The sequence below is a fragment of the Paenibacillus sp. FSL H7-0350 genome, from assembly GCF_038593195.1.
In the GTDB taxonomy this organism is placed as follows: Bacteria; Bacillota; Bacilli; order Paenibacillales; family Paenibacillaceae; genus Paenibacillus_AQ.
The window spans coordinates 6,157,124-6,173,623 of record NZ_CP151972.1; the positions used below are offsets into that span (position 1 = coordinate 6,157,124).

General features: G+C 55.1%; 16 protein-coding genes. 7 read left to right on the forward strand and 9 right to left on the reverse strand.

Annotated elements, in window-relative coordinates:
* The 5 genes from NYE24_RS27820 to NYE24_RS27840 are packed head-to-tail and all read left to right on the forward strand — an operon-like array spanning position 1 to position 5,299.
* Positions 1-1,023 (forward strand): LLM class flavin-dependent oxidoreductase, encoded by a 1,023-nt coding sequence (locus NYE24_RS27820; protein WP_036691110.1) that lies wholly within the window; start codon positions 1-3, stop codon positions 1,021-1,023.
* The gene (locus NYE24_RS27825; protein WP_342477158.1) at positions 1,020-2,228 is read left to right on the forward strand and encodes an amidohydrolase; all 1,209 of its coding nucleotides are present in this window, start codon (positions 1,020-1,022) and stop codon (positions 2,226-2,228) included. Before NYE24_RS27820 ends, NYE24_RS27825 begins: the two co-directional genes overlap by 4 nt.
* The gene (gene solA, locus NYE24_RS27830; RefSeq protein WP_342479310.1) at positions 2,212-3,390 is read left to right on the forward strand and encodes an N-methyl-L-tryptophan oxidase; all 1,179 of its coding nucleotides are present in this window, start codon (positions 2,212-2,214) and stop codon (positions 3,388-3,390) included. Before NYE24_RS27825 ends, solA begins: the two co-directional genes overlap by 17 nt.
* Positions 3,391-3,906: a DinB family protein gene (locus NYE24_RS27835; protein ID WP_342477159.1), complete on the forward strand. Its 516-nt coding sequence runs from the start codon at positions 3,391-3,393 to the stop codon at positions 3,904-3,906. It abuts the gene before it with no gap.
* Between the two features lie 55 nt (positions 3,907-3,961).
* On the forward strand, positions 3,962-5,299 hold the full coding sequence (locus tag NYE24_RS27840; protein WP_342477160.1) for an LLM class flavin-dependent oxidoreductase: 1,338 nt from the start codon (positions 3,962-3,964) through the stop codon (positions 5,297-5,299).
* A 119-nt stretch (positions 5,300-5,418) separates the two neighbouring features.
* On the opposite strand, the gene NYE24_RS27845 is transcribed toward NYE24_RS27840, so the two are convergent.
* On the reverse strand, positions 5,419-6,084 hold the full coding sequence (locus NYE24_RS27845) for a PspA/IM30 family protein (protein ID WP_342477161.1): 666 nt from the start codon (positions 6,082-6,084) through the stop codon (positions 5,419-5,421).
* Between the two features lie 67 nt (positions 6,085-6,151).
* On the reverse strand, positions 6,152-6,373 hold the full coding sequence (locus tag NYE24_RS27850; protein WP_036691106.1) for a PspC domain-containing protein: 222 nt from the start codon (positions 6,371-6,373) through the stop codon (positions 6,152-6,154).
* Between the two features lie 298 nt (positions 6,374-6,671).
* Between NYE24_RS27850 and NYE24_RS27855 the strand changes: the two genes are divergently transcribed.
* Complete coding sequence (locus NYE24_RS27855; RefSeq protein WP_036691104.1) at positions 6,672-7,301, forward strand: YfbR-like 5'-deoxynucleotidase; 630 nt, start codon at positions 6,672-6,674, stop codon at positions 7,299-7,301.
* Here the strand turns inward: NYE24_RS27855 and NYE24_RS27860 are convergent.
* Positions 7,276-7,920 carry a CPBP family intramembrane glutamic endopeptidase gene (locus tag NYE24_RS27860; RefSeq protein WP_342477162.1) on the reverse strand — a complete coding sequence of 215 codons (645 nt, stop codon included), beginning with the start codon at positions 7,918-7,920 and terminating at the stop codon, positions 7,276-7,278. The genes NYE24_RS27855 and NYE24_RS27860 overlap by 26 nt on opposite strands.
* 67 nt (positions 7,921-7,987) lie before the next feature.
* Here NYE24_RS27860 and NYE24_RS27865 point away from each other — a divergent pair, with 67 nt between their 5' ends.
* Positions 7,988-8,554 (forward strand): hypothetical protein, encoded by a 567-nt coding sequence (locus NYE24_RS27865; RefSeq protein WP_342477163.1) that lies wholly within the window; start codon positions 7,988-7,990, stop codon positions 8,552-8,554.
* Positions 8,555-8,589: 35 nt separating this feature from the next.
* Here NYE24_RS27865 and NYE24_RS27870 read toward each other — a convergent pair whose 3' ends face one another.
* The 6 genes from NYE24_RS27870 to NYE24_RS27895 form a co-directional block, all read right to left on the reverse strand.
* On the reverse strand, positions 8,590-9,285 hold the full coding sequence (locus tag NYE24_RS27870; RefSeq protein ID WP_342477164.1) for a response regulator transcription factor: 696 nt from the start codon (positions 9,283-9,285) through the stop codon (positions 8,590-8,592).
* Positions 9,286-9,287: 2 nt separating this feature from the next.
* A complete protein-coding gene (locus tag NYE24_RS27875) occupies positions 9,288-10,724 on the reverse strand; it encodes an ATP-binding protein (RefSeq protein WP_342477165.1) in 1,437 nt (478 codons plus the stop codon).
* A 70-nt stretch (positions 10,725-10,794) separates the two neighbouring features.
* Positions 10,795-11,967: an ABC transporter permease gene (locus NYE24_RS27880; RefSeq protein WP_036691096.1), complete on the reverse strand. Its 1,173-nt coding sequence runs from the start codon at positions 11,965-11,967 to the stop codon at positions 10,795-10,797.
* Positions 11,964-12,659 (reverse strand): ABC transporter ATP-binding protein, encoded by a 696-nt coding sequence (locus NYE24_RS27885; RefSeq protein ID WP_036691094.1) that lies wholly within the window; start codon positions 12,657-12,659, stop codon positions 11,964-11,966. The genes NYE24_RS27880 and NYE24_RS27885 overlap by 4 nt, the downstream gene beginning before the upstream one ends.
* On the reverse strand, positions 12,656-13,861 hold the full coding sequence (locus NYE24_RS27890; RefSeq protein ID WP_342477166.1) for an efflux RND transporter periplasmic adaptor subunit: 1,206 nt from the start codon (positions 13,859-13,861) through the stop codon (positions 12,656-12,658). Before NYE24_RS27890 ends, NYE24_RS27885 begins: the two co-directional genes overlap by 4 nt.
* Positions 13,858-16,416, reverse strand: coding sequence for a hypothetical protein (locus NYE24_RS27895; protein ID WP_342477167.1), 2,559 nt, complete (start codon positions 16,414-16,416; stop codon positions 13,858-13,860). The genes NYE24_RS27890 and NYE24_RS27895 overlap by 4 nt, the downstream gene beginning before the upstream one ends.
* Between the last annotated feature and the right edge of the window lie 84 nt (positions 16,417-16,500).

Below are 16,500 nucleotides of genomic sequence, written 5' to 3' on the forward strand. Positions count from 1 at the left end.
ATGGCAATTACAATCAGCGTACTCGACCAAAGCCCGATTTATCCGGGGGAGACACCGGAAGAGGCTTTTGCGCATACGATCAGCCTGGCACAGCTATCGGAACGCCTCGGCTTCCGCCGCTTCTGGGTATCCGAGCATCATGATTCCGAGCAGGTAGCCGGATCTTCTCCTGAAGTGCTGATCTCGCACCTGCTGGCCAAAACGGAGCGTATCCGCATCGGCTCCGGCGGGATTATGCTTCAGCACTACAGCCCCTACAAGGTGGCTGAGAATTTCAACGTGCTGGCTTCGTTGGCCCCGGGACGGGTGGACTTAGGTGTAGGACGCGCTCCCGGCGGCCTGCCGCGTAGCACGCAGGCATTGCAGCAGGGCGGCGGAGAAGCTGCTTCGTTAACGGACAAGATTGTGGAGCTGGAAAAGTATGTGCATAACCGGCTGGAGGCGAAGCATCCTCTGCACGGGCTGAAGGCAGGCCCGCTCCCCGGCATCCCGCCGGAGCTGCATGTGCTTGGCGCCAGTGTCGCCAGCGCCGAGATCGCAGCCAGCCTGGGCCTGCCGTATGTGTTCTCATTATTCATCGGCGGCGATCAGGCTGTTGCTCTAGAGGCGGTGCGGGCTTACCGCAGCGGCTTCAATAGCAGCGGAGGGCAGGAGCCGCAGGTGATTATTGCGCTGGCTGTCATCGTGGCCGATACGGAAGAGGAGGCCGTAGAATTGGCCGGAGCGCATAAGCTGATCCGCATCCGCTTCGCCAGCGGCAAGACCCTGACTCTGGCCAGCCGGGAGCAGGCCGAGGAGTTCACCCGCCAGAGTGAGGAAGCGTACACGCTGGAGGAGCGGGAGCCTGAGATTACCAAAGGGACGAAGGAGACCGTACGTGAGCAGTTGCTGGCGTTAGCTGAAGCTTCCGGTGTAGAGGAGTTCATCGTCACTACGAATATACAGCCCTTCGGCAAGCGGCAGCGTTCCTTCGAGCTGCTGAGTGAGGCGCTGGCCGGGGCTATTGCAGGGGCTTCCTTATGACCAGTACAGCCGCAGAATCCGCTGACCAGGCAGTGCATTCACTGGCGTTCAATGAGCGTCTGGTTGAGATCAGGCGTCATCTGCACCGGCACCCGGAGCTGTCCGGGGAAGAGGTTGAGACTACTGCATACATCACATCGCTGCTGAATCAGGCGGGGGTGAAGATTACAGATTACAGGCTGAAGACCGGGGTCATTGCTGAGATCAGCGGTCAACAGGGCGGGCCGGTGATTGCACTGCGGGCAGACATTGACGCCTTGCCGATCCAGGAAGAGACCGGGCTGCCGTATACCTCGCTGTATCCGGGCAGAATGCATGCCTGCGGGCATGACTTCCATACGGCAGCGCTGCTTGGAGCTGTGTATCAGCTCAAGGCGCAGGAGAGCAGCCTGAAGGGAACGGTGCGCTTGTTGTTCCAGCCCGCCGAGGAGAAGGCGAAGGGAGCGCAGCAGATCATCGCAGCCGGAGGGCTGGATCAGGTCCGTGCCGTGATCGGCATGCATAATAAGCCGGATCTGCCTGTGGGCACCATTGGCATCAAGGCCGGCCCGCTGATGGCGGCCGCAGACGGCTTCGCGGTCCGTATCCGGGGCTTCGGCTCCCATGCGGCCGTGCCGGAGGCCGGGATCGATCCTATTGTAGCCGCCTCGCATATTGTAACGGCGCTGCAGTCCATCGTCAGCCGGAATGTGGGCAGCCTGGATAGCGCAGTAATCAGCGTTACGCAGATCCACAGCGGCAATTCGTGGAACATCATCCCGGACACGGCAGTGCTGGAGGGGACGATCCGTTCCTTCGATGAAGCGGTGCGCGGCAGGGTGCTGAAGCGGTTCGAGGAGGTGGTCAGAGGTGTGGCTGCTGCACTTGGAGCTGAAGCCAGCGTGCGCTGGATCGGCGGGCCGCCGCCGGTCATCAACGATGCGCTGCTTGCCCGGCTTGGCGAAGAGACGGCAGCGAATCTGGGCTATACCGCCGTGCAGCCGGTGCCGTCTCCGGCCGGGGAGGACTTCGCCTTCTATCAGCAGGCGGTTCCCGGTTTGTTCGTCTTCACCGGCACAGCCGGCAGCCGGGAATGGCATCATCCCGCCTTCGAACTGGATGAAGCGGCGCTGCCGGTAGGCGCAGGGTTCTTCAGCGATCTGGCGGTCCGTGTGCTTGAACATCTGGCGGCGGAGAGGGGTGCAGATCATAACGGAGCATTCTGATTATGATGTCATTATTGTCGGCGCAGGCTCTATGGGGATGAGCGCAGGTTATCATCTGGCCCGGCGCGGGGTGAAGACACTGTTGATCGATGCCTTCGATCCGCCGCATACGGAAGGAAGCCATCACGGGGATACCCGGCTGATCCGGCATGCCTATAGCGGCGATCCGGCCTATATTGACCTGGCGCTCCGTGCCCAGGTGCTGTGGGAAGAGGCGGAGGCAGAGAGCGGCCTGGAGCTGCTAGCTCCGTCCGGCGTGCTCAATCTGGCAGACAGCAGGTTCTATTCCTTCGCCGGACGCCATAAGGAGGCGCGGAAACGGAAGGTCCGGGCGGAGCAGCTGGATGCGGCGGAGATCCGCCGCCGCTGGCCGGCCCTGACCCTTCCGGAAGCATTTGAGGCCATGTATGAGCCCGATGCCGGTTATCTCTACAGTGAGCGGTGCATTACAGCCTACCGGCAGCTTGCGCTTGCTCATGGAGCGGAGCTGCTGACGAATACACCTGTGCTGAAGGTGACGGCCCGTGCAGGGAGTGTCACAGTCCATACGAAGCAGGGAGATTACCATGGAGCCGCTGCTATTCTCAGCGCCGGTGCCTGGTTCAGCTCATTGTCGCCCTTCGTCAGCCTGCCCATTAGAGCCGTACGCAAGGTAGTAGGCTGGTTCGGGAGTACGCCGGCCTTCGATGCCGGGAAGTTCCCCGGCTTCACGCTCGGTTCCGAGGAAGGCGGGTTCTACGGCTTCCCCGCTATCGGCGGGGCAGGGCTGAAGATCGGCCGCCACGACACGGGCGAAGAGTGGAAGCCGGGTGAACCGCTGGCCCCCTTCGGCAGCCGGGAGAGTGATGAAGGCGACCTGCGCCGCGTGCTCGAAGCTTATATGCCCGGCGCTGCCGGGAAGCTGCTTAAGGGTTCTGTCTGCAAATATGAGCATACACCGGATGAGGATTTCATCATTGACCGCCATCCGGCACACAGCCATGTGCTGTTGGCCGGAGGCTTCTCGGGCCATGGCTTCAAATTCTCCAGCGCGGTCGGAGAGATTCTTGCGGATCTGGCTATGCAGGGACATACCCGGCAGAATATAGCTCCGTTTGCGTTGTCGCGCTTCTCGGCCGGACTTGAACAGCAACCATCAAAACTAACAATGGAGGGACAATAAATGAGCAGTGTGAGTGTGGAGCTAGACGGCTACTTGAATACGCATGGGCAATTGGTCCAGGCGGTGGAAGGCTTATCCGATGAACAGCTGAGGTGGAAGGCAGAGCCGTCAAGCTGGAGCGTGACCGAGGTGCTGGCCCATCTGGCGGATCACAGCATTGTGGTCTCCTTCCGTATCCGTGATATTCTGGCGGATACGAAGGTGCAGCTCCCGGCATTCCAGCAGGATGCGTGGGTCAGCGGACAGCATAGTAACCAGGGGCAGGCCGGAGACAGCCTGGAGCTGTTCCGCAGCCTGCTGCATTACAACAGGCTGCTGCTGGGAAGGCTGAGCCCCGCAGAATGGGAGAAAAGCGGGATTAACTTCAAAGGCGAGCCGGTGCGGATTACCGATATTGTCCGCAGCTTCACCGCTCATGTGCAGAATCATCTGGCCCAGATTGAACGGGTGAAGCGGGGAGCTCAGGCTGGTCAAGCGAATCTAGCGAATCAAGTATCGCAGCAAGCGGCTCTGTAGGAATATTATCATGAGGAACCAAGCGGACTGAATACCAATTCGAGGAGGAATGAACATGACGAAATCAAGACAGTTGAAGCTGGGGGCTTTATTGCACGGAGTGGGAGGAAGCACCTCCATGTGGCGCCATCCTGATGCGAAGCCCGATGCCAGTGTGAACTTTGAGCTATACAAGGAGTGGGTCCGCAAGGCGGAGGAAGGCAAGCTGGACCTGATCTTCATTGCCGACGGTCTGTTCGTCAATGAGAAGTCTATCCCTCATTTCCTGAACCGCTTCGAGCCGCTGACCATTCTTAGTGCATTGGCGGCAGTCAGCAGCCGGATTGGTCTGGTCGGGACCCTGTCCACCTCTTACAGTGAACCGTTCACGGTAGCCCGGCAATTCGGCTCGCTCGATGTGATTAGCGGAGGACGGGCCGGCTGGAATGTGGTGACTTCACCGCTCGAAGGCTCTGCACTGAATTACAGCAAGAAGGAGCATCCCGATCATGGCAAGCGCTACCGCATTGCCGCCGAATATCTGGAGGTGGCACGCGGGCTGTGGGATTCCTGGGAGGATGATGCTTTTGTACGGAACAAGGAGACAGGCGTCTTCTTCGATAAAGATAAGCTGCATACGCTCGGTCACCAGGGGGAATTCTTCTCGGTAAAGGGACCGCTCAATATCGCCCGCTCGAAGCAGGGACAGCCGGTGATTTTCCAGGCAGGCTCCTCGGAGGTCGGCAAGGATTATGCCTCAAGCGTGGCAGATGCCATCTTCACCGGACATGATACCCTGGAATCGGCGCAGGAATTCTATAAGGATGTGAAAAGCCGGGTAGCCTCGTTCGGACGCACCCCCGATGAAGTGTTAATCTTCCCGGGGATAGCACCGATTCTCGGGGCCACCCCGGAGGAGGCGGAGCGCAAATACCAGGAGGTTGCCGGACTGGTAACGGTCGAGAATGCGCTGAACTATCTGGGCCGGTTCTTCGAGCATCATGACTTCTCGCAGTATCCGCTGGATGAGCCGTTCCCGGATCTGGGCGATCTGGGCCGGAACAGCTTCCAGAGCGGAACGGACAAAATCAAGAAGGATGCCAAAGAGCAGGGCTTAACCCTGCGGCAGGTTGCCTTGCAGTCGGCTACGCCCCGCAGCAGCTTCATCGGTACACCCGAGCAGGTGGCCGATCAGCTGCAGGCCTGGTTTGAGGGCGGGGCCGCCGACGGCTTCATGCTGGCCGCAGCCGTACCGCACGGCTTGGAGGAATTTGTTGATCAGGTGGTTCCGATTCTGCAAGAGCGCGGGCTGTTCCGCACCGAATACGAAAGCGATACCCTGCGGGGGAATCTCGGCTTGCCTATTCCGCAGAACCGCTACACCAAGGCCACTGAACCGGCCGGGCAGGTGTGAATCAGATGCATTCCAGCAGACGTTGATGGCGTACAGGATGATTCAACAGCACTAGAAAAAGGATGCTATCCCTATGACCAGGGAGGCATCCTTCTTGTATTACGGACGATACCGTCAGCTTACTTCCGGTTACGGAGGCGTTCCAGCTCGGCTTCCACCGCGCTGTTCATGGAAGAGTCATGAGCGGCTGCGGCCAGCCCGGCTTGCTCGGCCATTGCTTCCTGCATAGCGATTTTGTCCTCCATCCGTTCGAATCCGCGTGAGGCTGTGCCGTTGTTCAGCACCTGGCCTGGATAGCCTGCCGGAGAAGCGGTGCTGTAAGCCTGGGCTGCTTGCTTGATCTCTGCGGCCTTGCGGGCACGTTCGGCCAGTTCGGCTCTTTTGGCTTTGAGGCGTGTATGTTCTTCCTTAACACTGTTAAGCTGTACTTCAAGGGAGGCCAGTGTAGCCTGAGTCTCTTTTAGCCCGGCGGTGCATTCCTGTTCGCTCTCCGTGTAGCGGAGCTTAGCCATTACCGCCAAGCGGGCAGCAGGTTCATTGCCCTCGCTCATGAACTGGACTGCTTCCGCTTCACTGCGCTCTGCGAGCACTTTGTATTCATAGATCCGGCGCTCCAGCACACTGGCTGCTGCCTTGAGTTCACGCTGTTTGCCTTCGGCATTAGCAATCTTGTCCTCCAGGTCCCGCAGGTATTGACCGGTTAGCAGGATCGGATCTTCCAGTTTGTTCAGTCCTTCATGAATAGCAGCCTTGGTTAGTGTAGTGATTCTTTGGAATATGCTCATTATAATAATCTCCTTTATATGTGAGTTTAATTGGTTTGGTTATTTTGGCAAGGGGTACCGCAAGTAATTAGTAGTTGTTGAAGCTGTCATCGAATCCGCCGTAAGATTCTTGTGGGATAATGAGACTGCCGATGATGTAGAGCAGGATGGCTGTACCGAAGCTGAAAAAGGCGGCAGCAGCAACAATCAATCTTACCAGGGTCGCATCAACATTGAAATAGCGTGCCAATCCTCCGCATAAGCCGGTGAGTTTCTTGTCCGTTAAGGAGCGGGTTAATTTTTTTGTCATATTGAATCTTCCTCTCATATTAGATGACCGCCGGTAGCCGGCGTGTTCATTTCCGTTGTCTATGTATGTATTGTACGTAAATATTCTTCCTGGCAAAACGGCCTGCAGACTGTTCTTGAATCCCGACTTTAGTCGGGGATGGGGACCGCAATAGGACGGGGAGAGGCCCGGGAAAAACGTTAGATACGCGCAGCCGTGCGGATTTTACACAATGGGTTGCTCAGGTTCATCCGGGGTTAACACTGGAGGATTAGACTTAACTCTAGCGTAGCCTAACTAACATACGGGAGGACTAGCCATGGGAATTCACAAGTATTTTCGCTCACTGAATGAGCTGGAGCGCATTATCCGCTGCCCGGGCAAATTCAAATTCGAGGAGCATAGCGTTGCGGCCCATTCCTGGAAGGTCGTGCAATACGCGAAGACGCTGGCGGATATTGAAGAGAAGCACGGCGCGGTGATCGACTGGAAGAAGCTGTACGAGATCACGAGCAGCCATGATTACGGGGAGATTTTTATCGGGGATATCAAAACGCCGGTGAAGCACTCCTCGCTCCAGCTCAGATCACTGATCCAGCAGGTGGAGGAGGGCATGATCGACAACTTCATCAAGGAGCATATTCCGGACGAATTCAAAAGCATCTTCTACCAGCAGCTGCGCGAGGGCAAGGATGAGTCGCTGGAGGGACTGATTCTGGAGGTTGCGGATAAGATGGATCAGGTGTATGAGGCCTTCGCCGAGCTGCAAAGAGGGAACACGGAGAAGGAATTTGTGGTGATGTACCGCAATGCACTGATCAAGATCAAGCATATTGACCTCAAGTGTGTAGATTACTTCCTGGCAGAGATTCTGCCGGACATGGTGAACGAGGAGACGCTGTCTCCGATTGATATCAGGCAGATTACGGAAGAGGCGCTTGCTCTGTAGAGGAGCTGTGGCTCTTTTTTTGATACCATACAGCCGATCCGTTAAAAGCAATATGCAGCAGAATCGTCAGCACCAGTGACTCCGTAACCTGCGCAATTAACCCGAAGGAGATCCCTGCGCTCAGAGCGAATAGCATAAAGCGGATACTCTCGCGGTTCAGCCGGTAATACTGCAAATGGGACACGGCGAATAGGAACGCAGTAAGGAGAATAGCGCCGCTGACATCAATGATTCCCGTGGCATGGAGCTGTCCAAGACCCGGATGCTGCGCGAGAATGGGCAGAACTAGCCCCCGGAAGGCAATCTCTTCAAAGATCGGGAAGCACAGCACGAAGTTGACCGTATTATATGTTCCCACTGGATTATAGCCGGAGGATCGGGAGATGATCAGGTTCACAAGCAGTATGATAAGGAACAGCGGAAGTACTCTCATCACCTGATGCGGCAAGCCAAACGTATAACTGTCACTCCAGAGAACGCTTCCAGCAATCATTCCGGCCCCCCAATAATAGATCGTATACCGAACCTGTGCCCTGGCAACCAGCCCAAGAACCCTCTCGATGATCCGGTAGGAAAAAGACAGCAGTACAGCAATAGCGCATAACTTCAGTAATAGCATGAATGTTAATCCTCCTGAGACGATGATAGTGTTATACTAAAGGGAAAATAAGGATGGTGCATTCCTGTTGCAGTATTTCAATCTTATACCCATTTCCACTACGTTAGTCTGGTTCAGCATTCTGCTACTGATCGTATGGATCGTAGACTTCGTACAAGGCGGGTCCGTGGAACCACTTCGAGCGGTTAGCCTCCGGGAACGGACTAAATCTATCATGGCGGATATTCTGATCTTTGCCGCCTTGAACGGTTTGCTTATGTATGCCGTTCATCCCATGGATAATCTGCTGCTGATTTCGCTGGCTGCGGCGGGACTGCTTGTTACATACTATTTGTCTTCAAAAGCAGACGGGAAGCGCTTACGCTTCCGGCTCTGGATTGTGCTGATCCATGTTCTGCTCGGCGCAGGCTTCTACCTGCTGTTCGGTATGCTGTTAATGAGCAAGCTGGTCGTCACCTATAACCTTAACATGACAAAACAGTTTGATATACTCTTTTTTGTCTATGGCCAGGACCGGCCGGTGGTGTACGGAGTGCTGCTGATTATGGCTGTGCTGTATTTCGTAATCGGGAAGCTGTTGATGCGGCCTCTGTATAGCTGGTACAGAGCGGTTTATTACGGAGGCTCCAAATAGCCCCCGGACCATACGAGTGGCCGGAGGCTGCTTAGCTAAACCTGAAAACGATATCCCGCTCCCCATACGGTCTGAATGTATTTCGGGTTGCCGGGGTCCTGCTCGATCTTGTCGCGCAGCCTGTTGATATGGACGGCTACAGTGGCGTTATCCCCCATGGCATCGAAGCCCCAGATCCGTTCGTACAGAGAATCCCGGCTGAAGACGATATCCGCATTGACAATCAGGAAGTGCAGCAGGTCGAATTCCTTCTTCTTCAGCTCCAGTTCCCGGCCGTGCAGATAGGCTCTGTGGGATAAAGTATGGATGATGAACGGACCGCTCTCGATCCGGCTGCTCTCTGTACTACCGCCGCTCATGCCCTTAAGGCGGGCATACTGAGCCAGATTGGATTTGACCCGGGCCACTAGTTCACCTGGTGAAAAAGGCTTGACGATATAATCATCGGCCCCAAGCCCTAGTCCCCGGATCTTGTCGATGTCCTCCTGCTTAGCCGTGACCATAAGGATAGGAATGTCGAGCTGGCTCCGCAGCTTACGGCACACCGAGAATCCGTCTTCCCCAGGCAGCATCAGATCGAGCAGAATAAGCTGGAATTCCTCTGATAGCGCCAGCTCCAGCCCGGTGATGCCATCCTCGGCAACCTCCACCGTGAAATCATTGATTTCCAGATAATCCCGTTCAATCGCTGCAATCGCACTGTCATCTTCAATGATTAATACTCTGGTCATGCTCAGGCCCCTTTGTTCGTAACTGGCAATTTGATAATGATGCGCAGCCCCCCTGCGGGGGAGAGCTCTGCGTGAATGCTTCCGCCCATCCGGCTGACGGCTTTGGCTGTGATTGCCAGCCCCAATCCGCTGCCCTTAGTCGGGTTATTGCGTGAAGGATCGCTGCGGTAGAATACATCGAACAGCTTATCCAGCGCTTCCTCGGGTACTCCGGGTCCGTTATCCTCTAAGCAGATCAGCACATGGGTACCCGTTACCTTGGTACGGATCGTGACCTGGACGCGTTCTTTATCTTTGTATTTCCAGCTATTCTCCAGAATGTTGAAGACCATGCTGCTGAGCTGCGCGGGATCGGCGTAGATATACACTTCCGCAGCCAGTGCGGCAATGACTACGTCCAGGCCCTTCTCCCTGTATTCTTCGGCAGTGACCTTGATTAAGGAGAAGAGCTCCTGATTAACCTCCAGCACCTCTGGTTCATAGGGATAATCGCCCAGATCCATTTTGGAGAAAAGAAAGATTTTGCCGACCATCCGGTCAATATCCTCCGCCTTGTTCTTGATCATGGTGATATATTTCTTCTGCGATTCAGGTGTTGAGGCCACTCCATCCAGCAGTCCTTCCGAATATGCGCGGACAGAGGTCAGCGGGGAACGGAGGTCATGCGATATCCCGGCCAGCAGCTCCTTGCGGCTCTCCTCCTGCCTCTGGATCAGGCGCTGGGATTCCTTGAGGCGGATAGCCATATCATTGAAATCCTCACAGACAGAAGCGAATTCATCCTTGTTCCCGTACTCGATTCTGACATCCAGATTGCCGTCCCGGATCTGATGCACCCCGTCTACCAGTGTATCCAGAGGCTGCTTAATCCGCTTGAATACAAACCGGGTAAGAAATTGATTCGTTACAAAAACCGCAGAGATGATGCCCAGGGTCACCAGAATAAGGAAGGTTGCCATAGCCGGAGTCACTTGTCCGTCTGTATCATCAGTGGCCGTACCGATAATGCTCACCGTATATGCCCGGCCGTCAGCCTGTATCTGCTCCGCATAGACCTCTTTATTGGCCAAGGAAGCGAATCCTTGTCCATCCATGGCGCTGACGATCTGCAGCAGCTTCTCTGTCTCCGGGGTCTCGTGAAGATTGAAGCGGATCAGATTCTTCTCTGAATCGTAGATAACCAGACTCATATCCGCCGGCTTCAATATGGCTTGGATCTGGCGGCGGATCTCTTCCTGCTTCGGTTCTCCTTTGCCCTCCAGCAGCTTGGCGGATAGCTGGACCAGATCATCATATCCGTTATAGAACGGACCTTGCTTATCATGCTTCGATACCATGAACTGAAGCGAGATTCCCACATAAGCGATAATTAGGGAAATACATACGGGGATTACAATCATCAGGATATTAGAGATGAATAGGCGCCGCTTAATGGTCATACCCGGTTCCTTCCTGCAGACAATTTATCGTACCGTTTCTTCCATCATAACATTCGTTGCAGCAGCACGGCTAATCGGTGCGCAGGGCGTAGATCGGCCGGAGTCTGGCTGCTTTATTGGCGGGCAGGAGGCCGAAGAATACGCCGATAAAGAGTGAGAACAGGAAGGAGATTGTAACCATATTCCAGGCATAGCCCACCTTCAGTACGGTCGATTGGCCGACCAGCCAGGTCAGACCTAAGCCTGCTCCAATCCCGATGATTCCGCCCAGGGTGCTGAGTACAACCGACTCAATGATGAATTGCAGCAGGATATCGATTCTTTTGGCGCCAATCGCCTTGCGTATGCCGATCTCCCGGGTGCGTTCGTTCACCGAGATAATCATAATGTTCATAATGCCGATACCGCCGACGAAGAGGGAGATTCCGGCGATCCCAGCGAGGGCAAGGGACAGGGTGCCGGAGGTTTTCTTCAGCGTATCCAGCATCTGTTTGGAATCGAAGATGCTGTAAGAATCCTTGGCGTGCAGGAATTTCTTGTCGAGGATCTGTCCGACTGCGGCCTTCACAGGCGCCACTTCCTTGTCGCTTAAGGCGGTGACGGCAAAAGTCTGGATACCCTTGCTCTGCAGCAGCCGCTCAGCGGAAGCCAAGGGGATGAGAATCTTCTTATCGTTGGATTCGCTGAGTGAGGTTCCCTTCGCCTGGAGCAAGCCTACAATCTGGAAGGAGGTACCATTCAGCTGGATCTCACGGCCCACCGGATTGTCGGTCCCGAACAGCTTCTTCGCCGTTTCGGTTCCTATCAGGGCCGTCTTCTGCCGGTATTCGTTGTCCATATCCAGCAGGAAGCGGCCGGACTGCACATGAAAGTTCTGTACTTTCTCATAGCTCGGTGTGATGCCTTCAAGCGAGACATTGGTATGGACGTTACGATATTTGGCGGTTACATTGCTGCTGATCGTAGGTGATACCTGATCCACCCCGGGAATCCGGGTGAATGCGGCAACCTCCTCAGTTGTGAGGGAAGTGACTGCCCCCCGTCCGGTAATCATGACCGTCAGCTGATTCGTGCCAAGATCACTGAATTGGCTGGTGATCTGACCCGTAACTCCCTGCCCGACCGAGACCAGCAGGATGACTGAGGATACTCCGATAATGATGCCCAGCATGGTGAGGAAGGAACGGACCTTATTGCCGACGATACTCATTACCGCCATTCGGATACTCTGGGCAAGAATCATTGGTCATTTCTCCGATCTTCGACCAGGTGGCCATCCTGAATCCGGATGACCCGCTTCGCTTGTTCCGCAATGCCCAGGTCATGTGTGATGACAATAATGGTATGTCCCTGTTCATTCAGTCTTTTGATCATGTGCATGACCTCTTCTCCAGTCTTGGAATCGAGTGCACCGGTAGGCTCATCTGCCAGTAGAATAGGAGGATTGCCGGCAAGTGCTCTGGCGATGGCGACCCGCTGCTGCTGGCCCCCGGACAGCTCGCTCGGACGGTGGTGCATCCGCTCATGGAGGCCGACCTTCTCCAGGGCAGCAGCGGCCAGCGTTCTTCGCTCCCGTTGTGACAAGCCCCGGTAGACCAGGGGCAGTTCGACATTCTGGACAGCGGATAACTTAGGGAGCAGGTTGAAGTTCTGGAAGATGAAGCCTATTTTCTCATTGCGGATCCGGGCCAGCCGGTTATCGGATAATCTGCGGACATCCTGTCCATCCAGAGAATAGCTCCCTTCATTCGGGATATCCAGGCAGCCGATCATGTTCATCAAGGTGGATTTTCCAGATCCGGACGGGCCGATAATGGCAACGAATTCGCCATGGTGGATCTCAAAAGAGATATCCTTGAGCACGGTCATCTGTTCCTTAGCCATCATGTATCCGTGGACCATATGCTCAATCCTTATCAGGGGCTCTGTGTTCATTGGGGACCTCCTCCGGAACCGCCACCGCCACCGCTGTTGTCGAAGCCACCCTCGTCACCACCGCCCATATCGAATAGACCCGGAGCTGCGGGAGCAGGCGTACTGGCAGCAATAATGGTCGGGACAATGACCTGTTCCCCTTCGCGCAGACCACTGACAATTTCGATCCGGCTCTCATCATGCACACCTACAGTGACAGGCTTCAGCTGAACGGGCGGAGGTGCGGCAGGGCTTCCAGTGGCGGAGCTGCCCTTGGGCGAGGGGGTCTGCTCCGGCACGGAGTCCTGCACTTGAACATAATACTTGTTGTCCTTTTGGGTCACAGACTCAATGGGAAGCAGCAGAACCTGGTTCTTCTCTTCAATAGTAACGACTCCTTGTGCTGACATACCGGCTCTGGCTCCGGTTGCGTCCGTGAGCAGAAGGGTCACTTCAAAGACGGATACGCCATTAGTGACCGTTCCTTCATCCGCAATCCGCGTGACCTTGGCCGGATAGGCCTTAGCGGGCAGGGCATCCATTTTAATGACTGCGGGCATCCCCGGCTTAATCTTGGGGATGTCCAGCTCGTCAATTTTAATCGTAGTGCTTAAGTGCTTGTAGTCTGTTATGGAGAAGACTTCGGCTCCTTTCGTCACCATTCCGCCTGAGGAGCTGCTGATCTTGGTAACCGTTCCATCCATCGGCGCTGTCAGGGAAGCGGGCGGGATATGATCCTTATTGAGTGCTGCAAGCTCGGTCAATGTGGCTGTAATGGTGTCCTTGGTTCTCTCAATGGCCAGCTTCGCCGCATCAATGTCGGTTAAGGCAGCACCGTCCATGATTAGCTTCTTGTACTGGTCTTGTTTCTCCAGCAGGTCATTCTGCGATTGCTTGAGCGTATTCTGCTGGATTCTTACGTTACTGGCTACATTGGCTCCCTCATAAGTCAGCAGGACCTGACCCTTCTTGACTAGTTCATTCTCCTTAACGAGAACCTTGGCTACATTTCCTGTGTCCCTGGCATAGACAATCGTAGTATTCGTGGCCTTCACAGTGCCGGAGCCTTTGACGGTTACAGATATATCGCCCTTGGTCACTACAGTAGTCTGAGCAGCAGGAGGGCTGTCCTGCGTGCTCTTATCCGGCCATAAGCTATAGACAACAATTCCAGCAGTGACAATGACTGCGGCTGACAGTCCTAAGGTTTTTTTGACGTTCATAGCGATCCTCCGGGATCTGGATTTGCCGCGTTTTTCGGGGCAGTGGTGGTCTCAGGGGCTTTGGCCGCAGGGGTGTAAGTCAGGCTGTAGCTCTGGCTGCCCAAGAGAATCCGCTCTCCCTGGAACTCGTCATAGAGCGTGACGAGGAATTTGCCGCTGCGGAGCGTTTTATAGGCATTGCTTGTAAGAGTCATGGAATAGGTCAGGAATTTCCCTGTCACCAGATCCGTCCCGGGCACCAGCGTTCTCTCCTGAGTCTGGCCGAGAGGATCGGTAAGCTGCACGACCAGCTTATGCGCATTAGCGCCCATATCATATTGGTTGTCCTTAGCAAGCGTATACGTCAGATTGACACTCAGCGTATCCTGGCCCTCGGACACAGCACCTGTGGCCTGAGTAACCGTAAACGTATAAGGGAACAATGGCACTCCGCTACCCAGAGTGACTAGTGCAGCCGGAGTCTGAATATTAAGGGCGAGTGCCTTAGGATTAATATAGGCGGTTGGCGTTCCGTCCGGCGCTGTCAGTTTGTTCTCGCTAACCCCTTCTCCCGCGAAAAGCGTCAGCTGCGAGGCGTCGACGCTTGCAGGCAGCTTGCTCCAAATACTCACCAGACTCTTGCCCTTGGGCCCGGCCGCCTGTGCAGATTGACTGACTTCTGCCTCATAATAGGTATTGTCCGGTGTCTTATAATAAGCTACTAGTCTGGACAGCTCTGCCCTCCGCGTTTCAAGACTGCTCACCTCAAGCTCAGTATATAGAATGTTCTGGCTTGCTCCGGGATAAAGGAGGGTCCGGCGCTCTTTAACCTCTGCTTGCTTGCCTGCTGTATCGATCTTGAAGGTGGCGTTATCACCTGCGGCAGACATACCCGGAACAATTTGCTGTGTTTTCAGGGAGAGGAACGGCTCTGTGGTGTCGCCTGTCCCGCTATTTAGTCCGATACGGAGCTGGTCCAGAGATTGCTCATAGGGGAGCTTGCCGATCACATAATACACAGCACTTGCTCCTGCGGCTAGCTGCTGGCTGGAGGCCGTTGCAACGACTTGAACCGGAGCATCCAAGGCGGTCTGCCCTGCGTGGATGGTCCCTGTAAAAGCAGGGAGGGTCACTGCCGCATCCCTGACATTACGGATACGAATGGTGCCGACAAGCAAATCCTCAGTTGTCCACGGCATACGCTGCACTGACTCCAGTACGGCACCGAAGGTTCCGAAGCTGTTATCCAGAATGTACTCCGAAGCAACGGAGTTGGTCGTCTCTAAGGAATAGGGAATCTTGTACATAGCTGTAGGGAAGATTATCTTGCCTTCTGCGGCGGGCTCTACCATCTGGAGCTTCAGCGTATTCTGGTTTATATTCAGCGGCACTTCGGCTGAGAATTGCAGGATCTTCTCCTCAAGCGGCTTCAAGGTGAGGCTGGCCAGCGCTTTGCTGTTGACCGGGAAGGAGTAGCCCTCCTTGGCGGTTACAGATAATTCATAGGCTGGCAGAGTAACCGCCTTGTTGCCGGCATTCCTGATCCGCAGCTTAAGTGTCCACAGTGCCTTCTCGCCTGTCGAGGATACGGAAGCCTGCTTCAGCTGGGTCTCAATAGTATTGCTGCTCATCCCGAATTTCTTCAGTGCGTAAGCATTCACCTCAAGACTTGGATAGCTTGCTTCCGGGAGACGGAAGGAGACTACCGGCAGATCCGCCTTCAGCCCTGCATTCTCCCCTGTGATCAGCAGCGACATGCGGGTGGTCGGTATGTAAGCCGGGAGCTCCGCCAGATACAAGATCTTCTTATTCTCACCGGATTGTACCTTGAAATCGCGGCTGGCACTGTCAAGCGTCAGCTCAAACGCGGAGCCGCCGGAGGATTCGAGGAATACCCGGAGGCCGGGTGCAGTGAGTACCTTGGCTCCTTGATTCGTCAGGCTCAGAGCAACTTTGGCATAGATTTTATTATTGAAACTAAAGATTTGCAGGCTCTGGGGCTTCAGGCTAACCGGAAGGTTGCTGATCGTAAGCTGCTTGCTTAGACCCTGCTGCACATAAGGGGTATAAGCGGCCGGGACTGTGAAGCTGCCCAGCTTCTTCTGGTAATCAGAGCCGCTGAAGTCGAAGCCGAACAGCGAGATGGAGAGGCCTTGAAGTGAAGCCGTCTTGCTGACGTTTACATAGTAGGTGACGGTTAGCTGTTCCTTGGAGGGAACCTCCAGTTTGGTTTTATCCTCGGGAATGGGGCTGCTCTTGAGTGATGCTCCCGCCGGGGTTGTAATCTTGGAAAAGACGTTGAACAGCTTAAAGGTGCTGCTGCTTGTATTCCTGTACACCAGGGTATAGGTCAGACTGTTGCCGCCATCGGCCTTGGCTAATTGCACATCGGTCAGTCTCACGCTGACTCCGGTCCCCAAAGTAACCTGCGGTAATTGTGCCAAGGTGCTGGTATTCTGCTGCTGCGTCTTATTTGCCGTAACGCTGCTTGGCGCCGCAGATGCGGATAACGCCAGGTGCGTATTTGCAATAATCATCCCTAATACCAGAGCGGCACAGGTACGGTGATTCTTCATTTCATTCCCTCCCAACATTCATCATCTGATTGACGGCTTAAGGCAGCCGCTAGAAGATGTTTCCTATCTTACGGGAAAGGCTTA

Coding starts and splice junctions, on each gene's coding strand:
- NYE24_RS27880 (WP_036691096.1), bottom strand. CDS start 11,967: ATGATTCTTGCCCAGAGTATCCGAATGGCGGTAATGAGTATCGTCGGC.
- NYE24_RS27870 (WP_342477164.1), bottom strand. CDS start 9,285: ATGACCAGAGTATTAATCATTGAAGATGACAGTGCGATTGCAGCGATT.
- NYE24_RS27820 (WP_036691110.1), top strand. CDS start 1: ATGGCAATTACAATCAGCGTACTCGACCAAAGCCCGATTTATCCGGGG.
- NYE24_RS27875 (WP_342477165.1), bottom strand. CDS start 10,724: ATGACCATTAAGCGGCGCCTATTCATCTCTAATATCCTGATGATTGTA.
- NYE24_RS27895 (WP_342477167.1), bottom strand. CDS start 16,416: ATGAAGAATCACCGTACCTGTGCCGCTCTGGTATTAGGGATGATTATT.
- NYE24_RS27890 (WP_342477166.1), bottom strand. CDS start 13,861: ATGAACGTCAAAAAAACCTTAGGACTGTCAGCCGCAGTCATTGTCACT.
- NYE24_RS27840 (WP_342477160.1), top strand. CDS start 3,962: ATGACGAAATCAAGACAGTTGAAGCTGGGGGCTTTATTGCACGGAGTG.
- NYE24_RS27860 (WP_342477162.1), bottom strand. CDS start 7,920: ATGCTATTACTGAAGTTATGCGCTATTGCTGTACTGCTGTCTTTTTCC.
- NYE24_RS27825 (WP_342477158.1), top strand. CDS start 1,020: ATGACCAGTACAGCCGCAGAATCCGCTGACCAGGCAGTGCATTCACTG.
- NYE24_RS27885 (WP_036691094.1), bottom strand. CDS start 12,659: ATGAACACAGAGCCCCTGATAAGGATTGAGCATATGGTCCACGGATAC.
- NYE24_RS27850 (WP_036691106.1), bottom strand. CDS start 6,373: ATGACAAAAAAATTAACCCGCTCCTTAACGGACAAGAAACTCACCGGC.
- NYE24_RS27845 (WP_342477161.1), bottom strand. CDS start 6,084: ATGAGCATATTCCAAAGAATCACTACACTAACCAAGGCTGCTATTCAT.
- NYE24_RS27855 (WP_036691104.1), top strand. CDS start 6,672: ATGGGAATTCACAAGTATTTTCGCTCACTGAATGAGCTGGAGCGCATT.
- NYE24_RS27835 (WP_342477159.1), top strand. CDS start 3,391: ATGAGCAGTGTGAGTGTGGAGCTAGACGGCTACTTGAATACGCATGGG.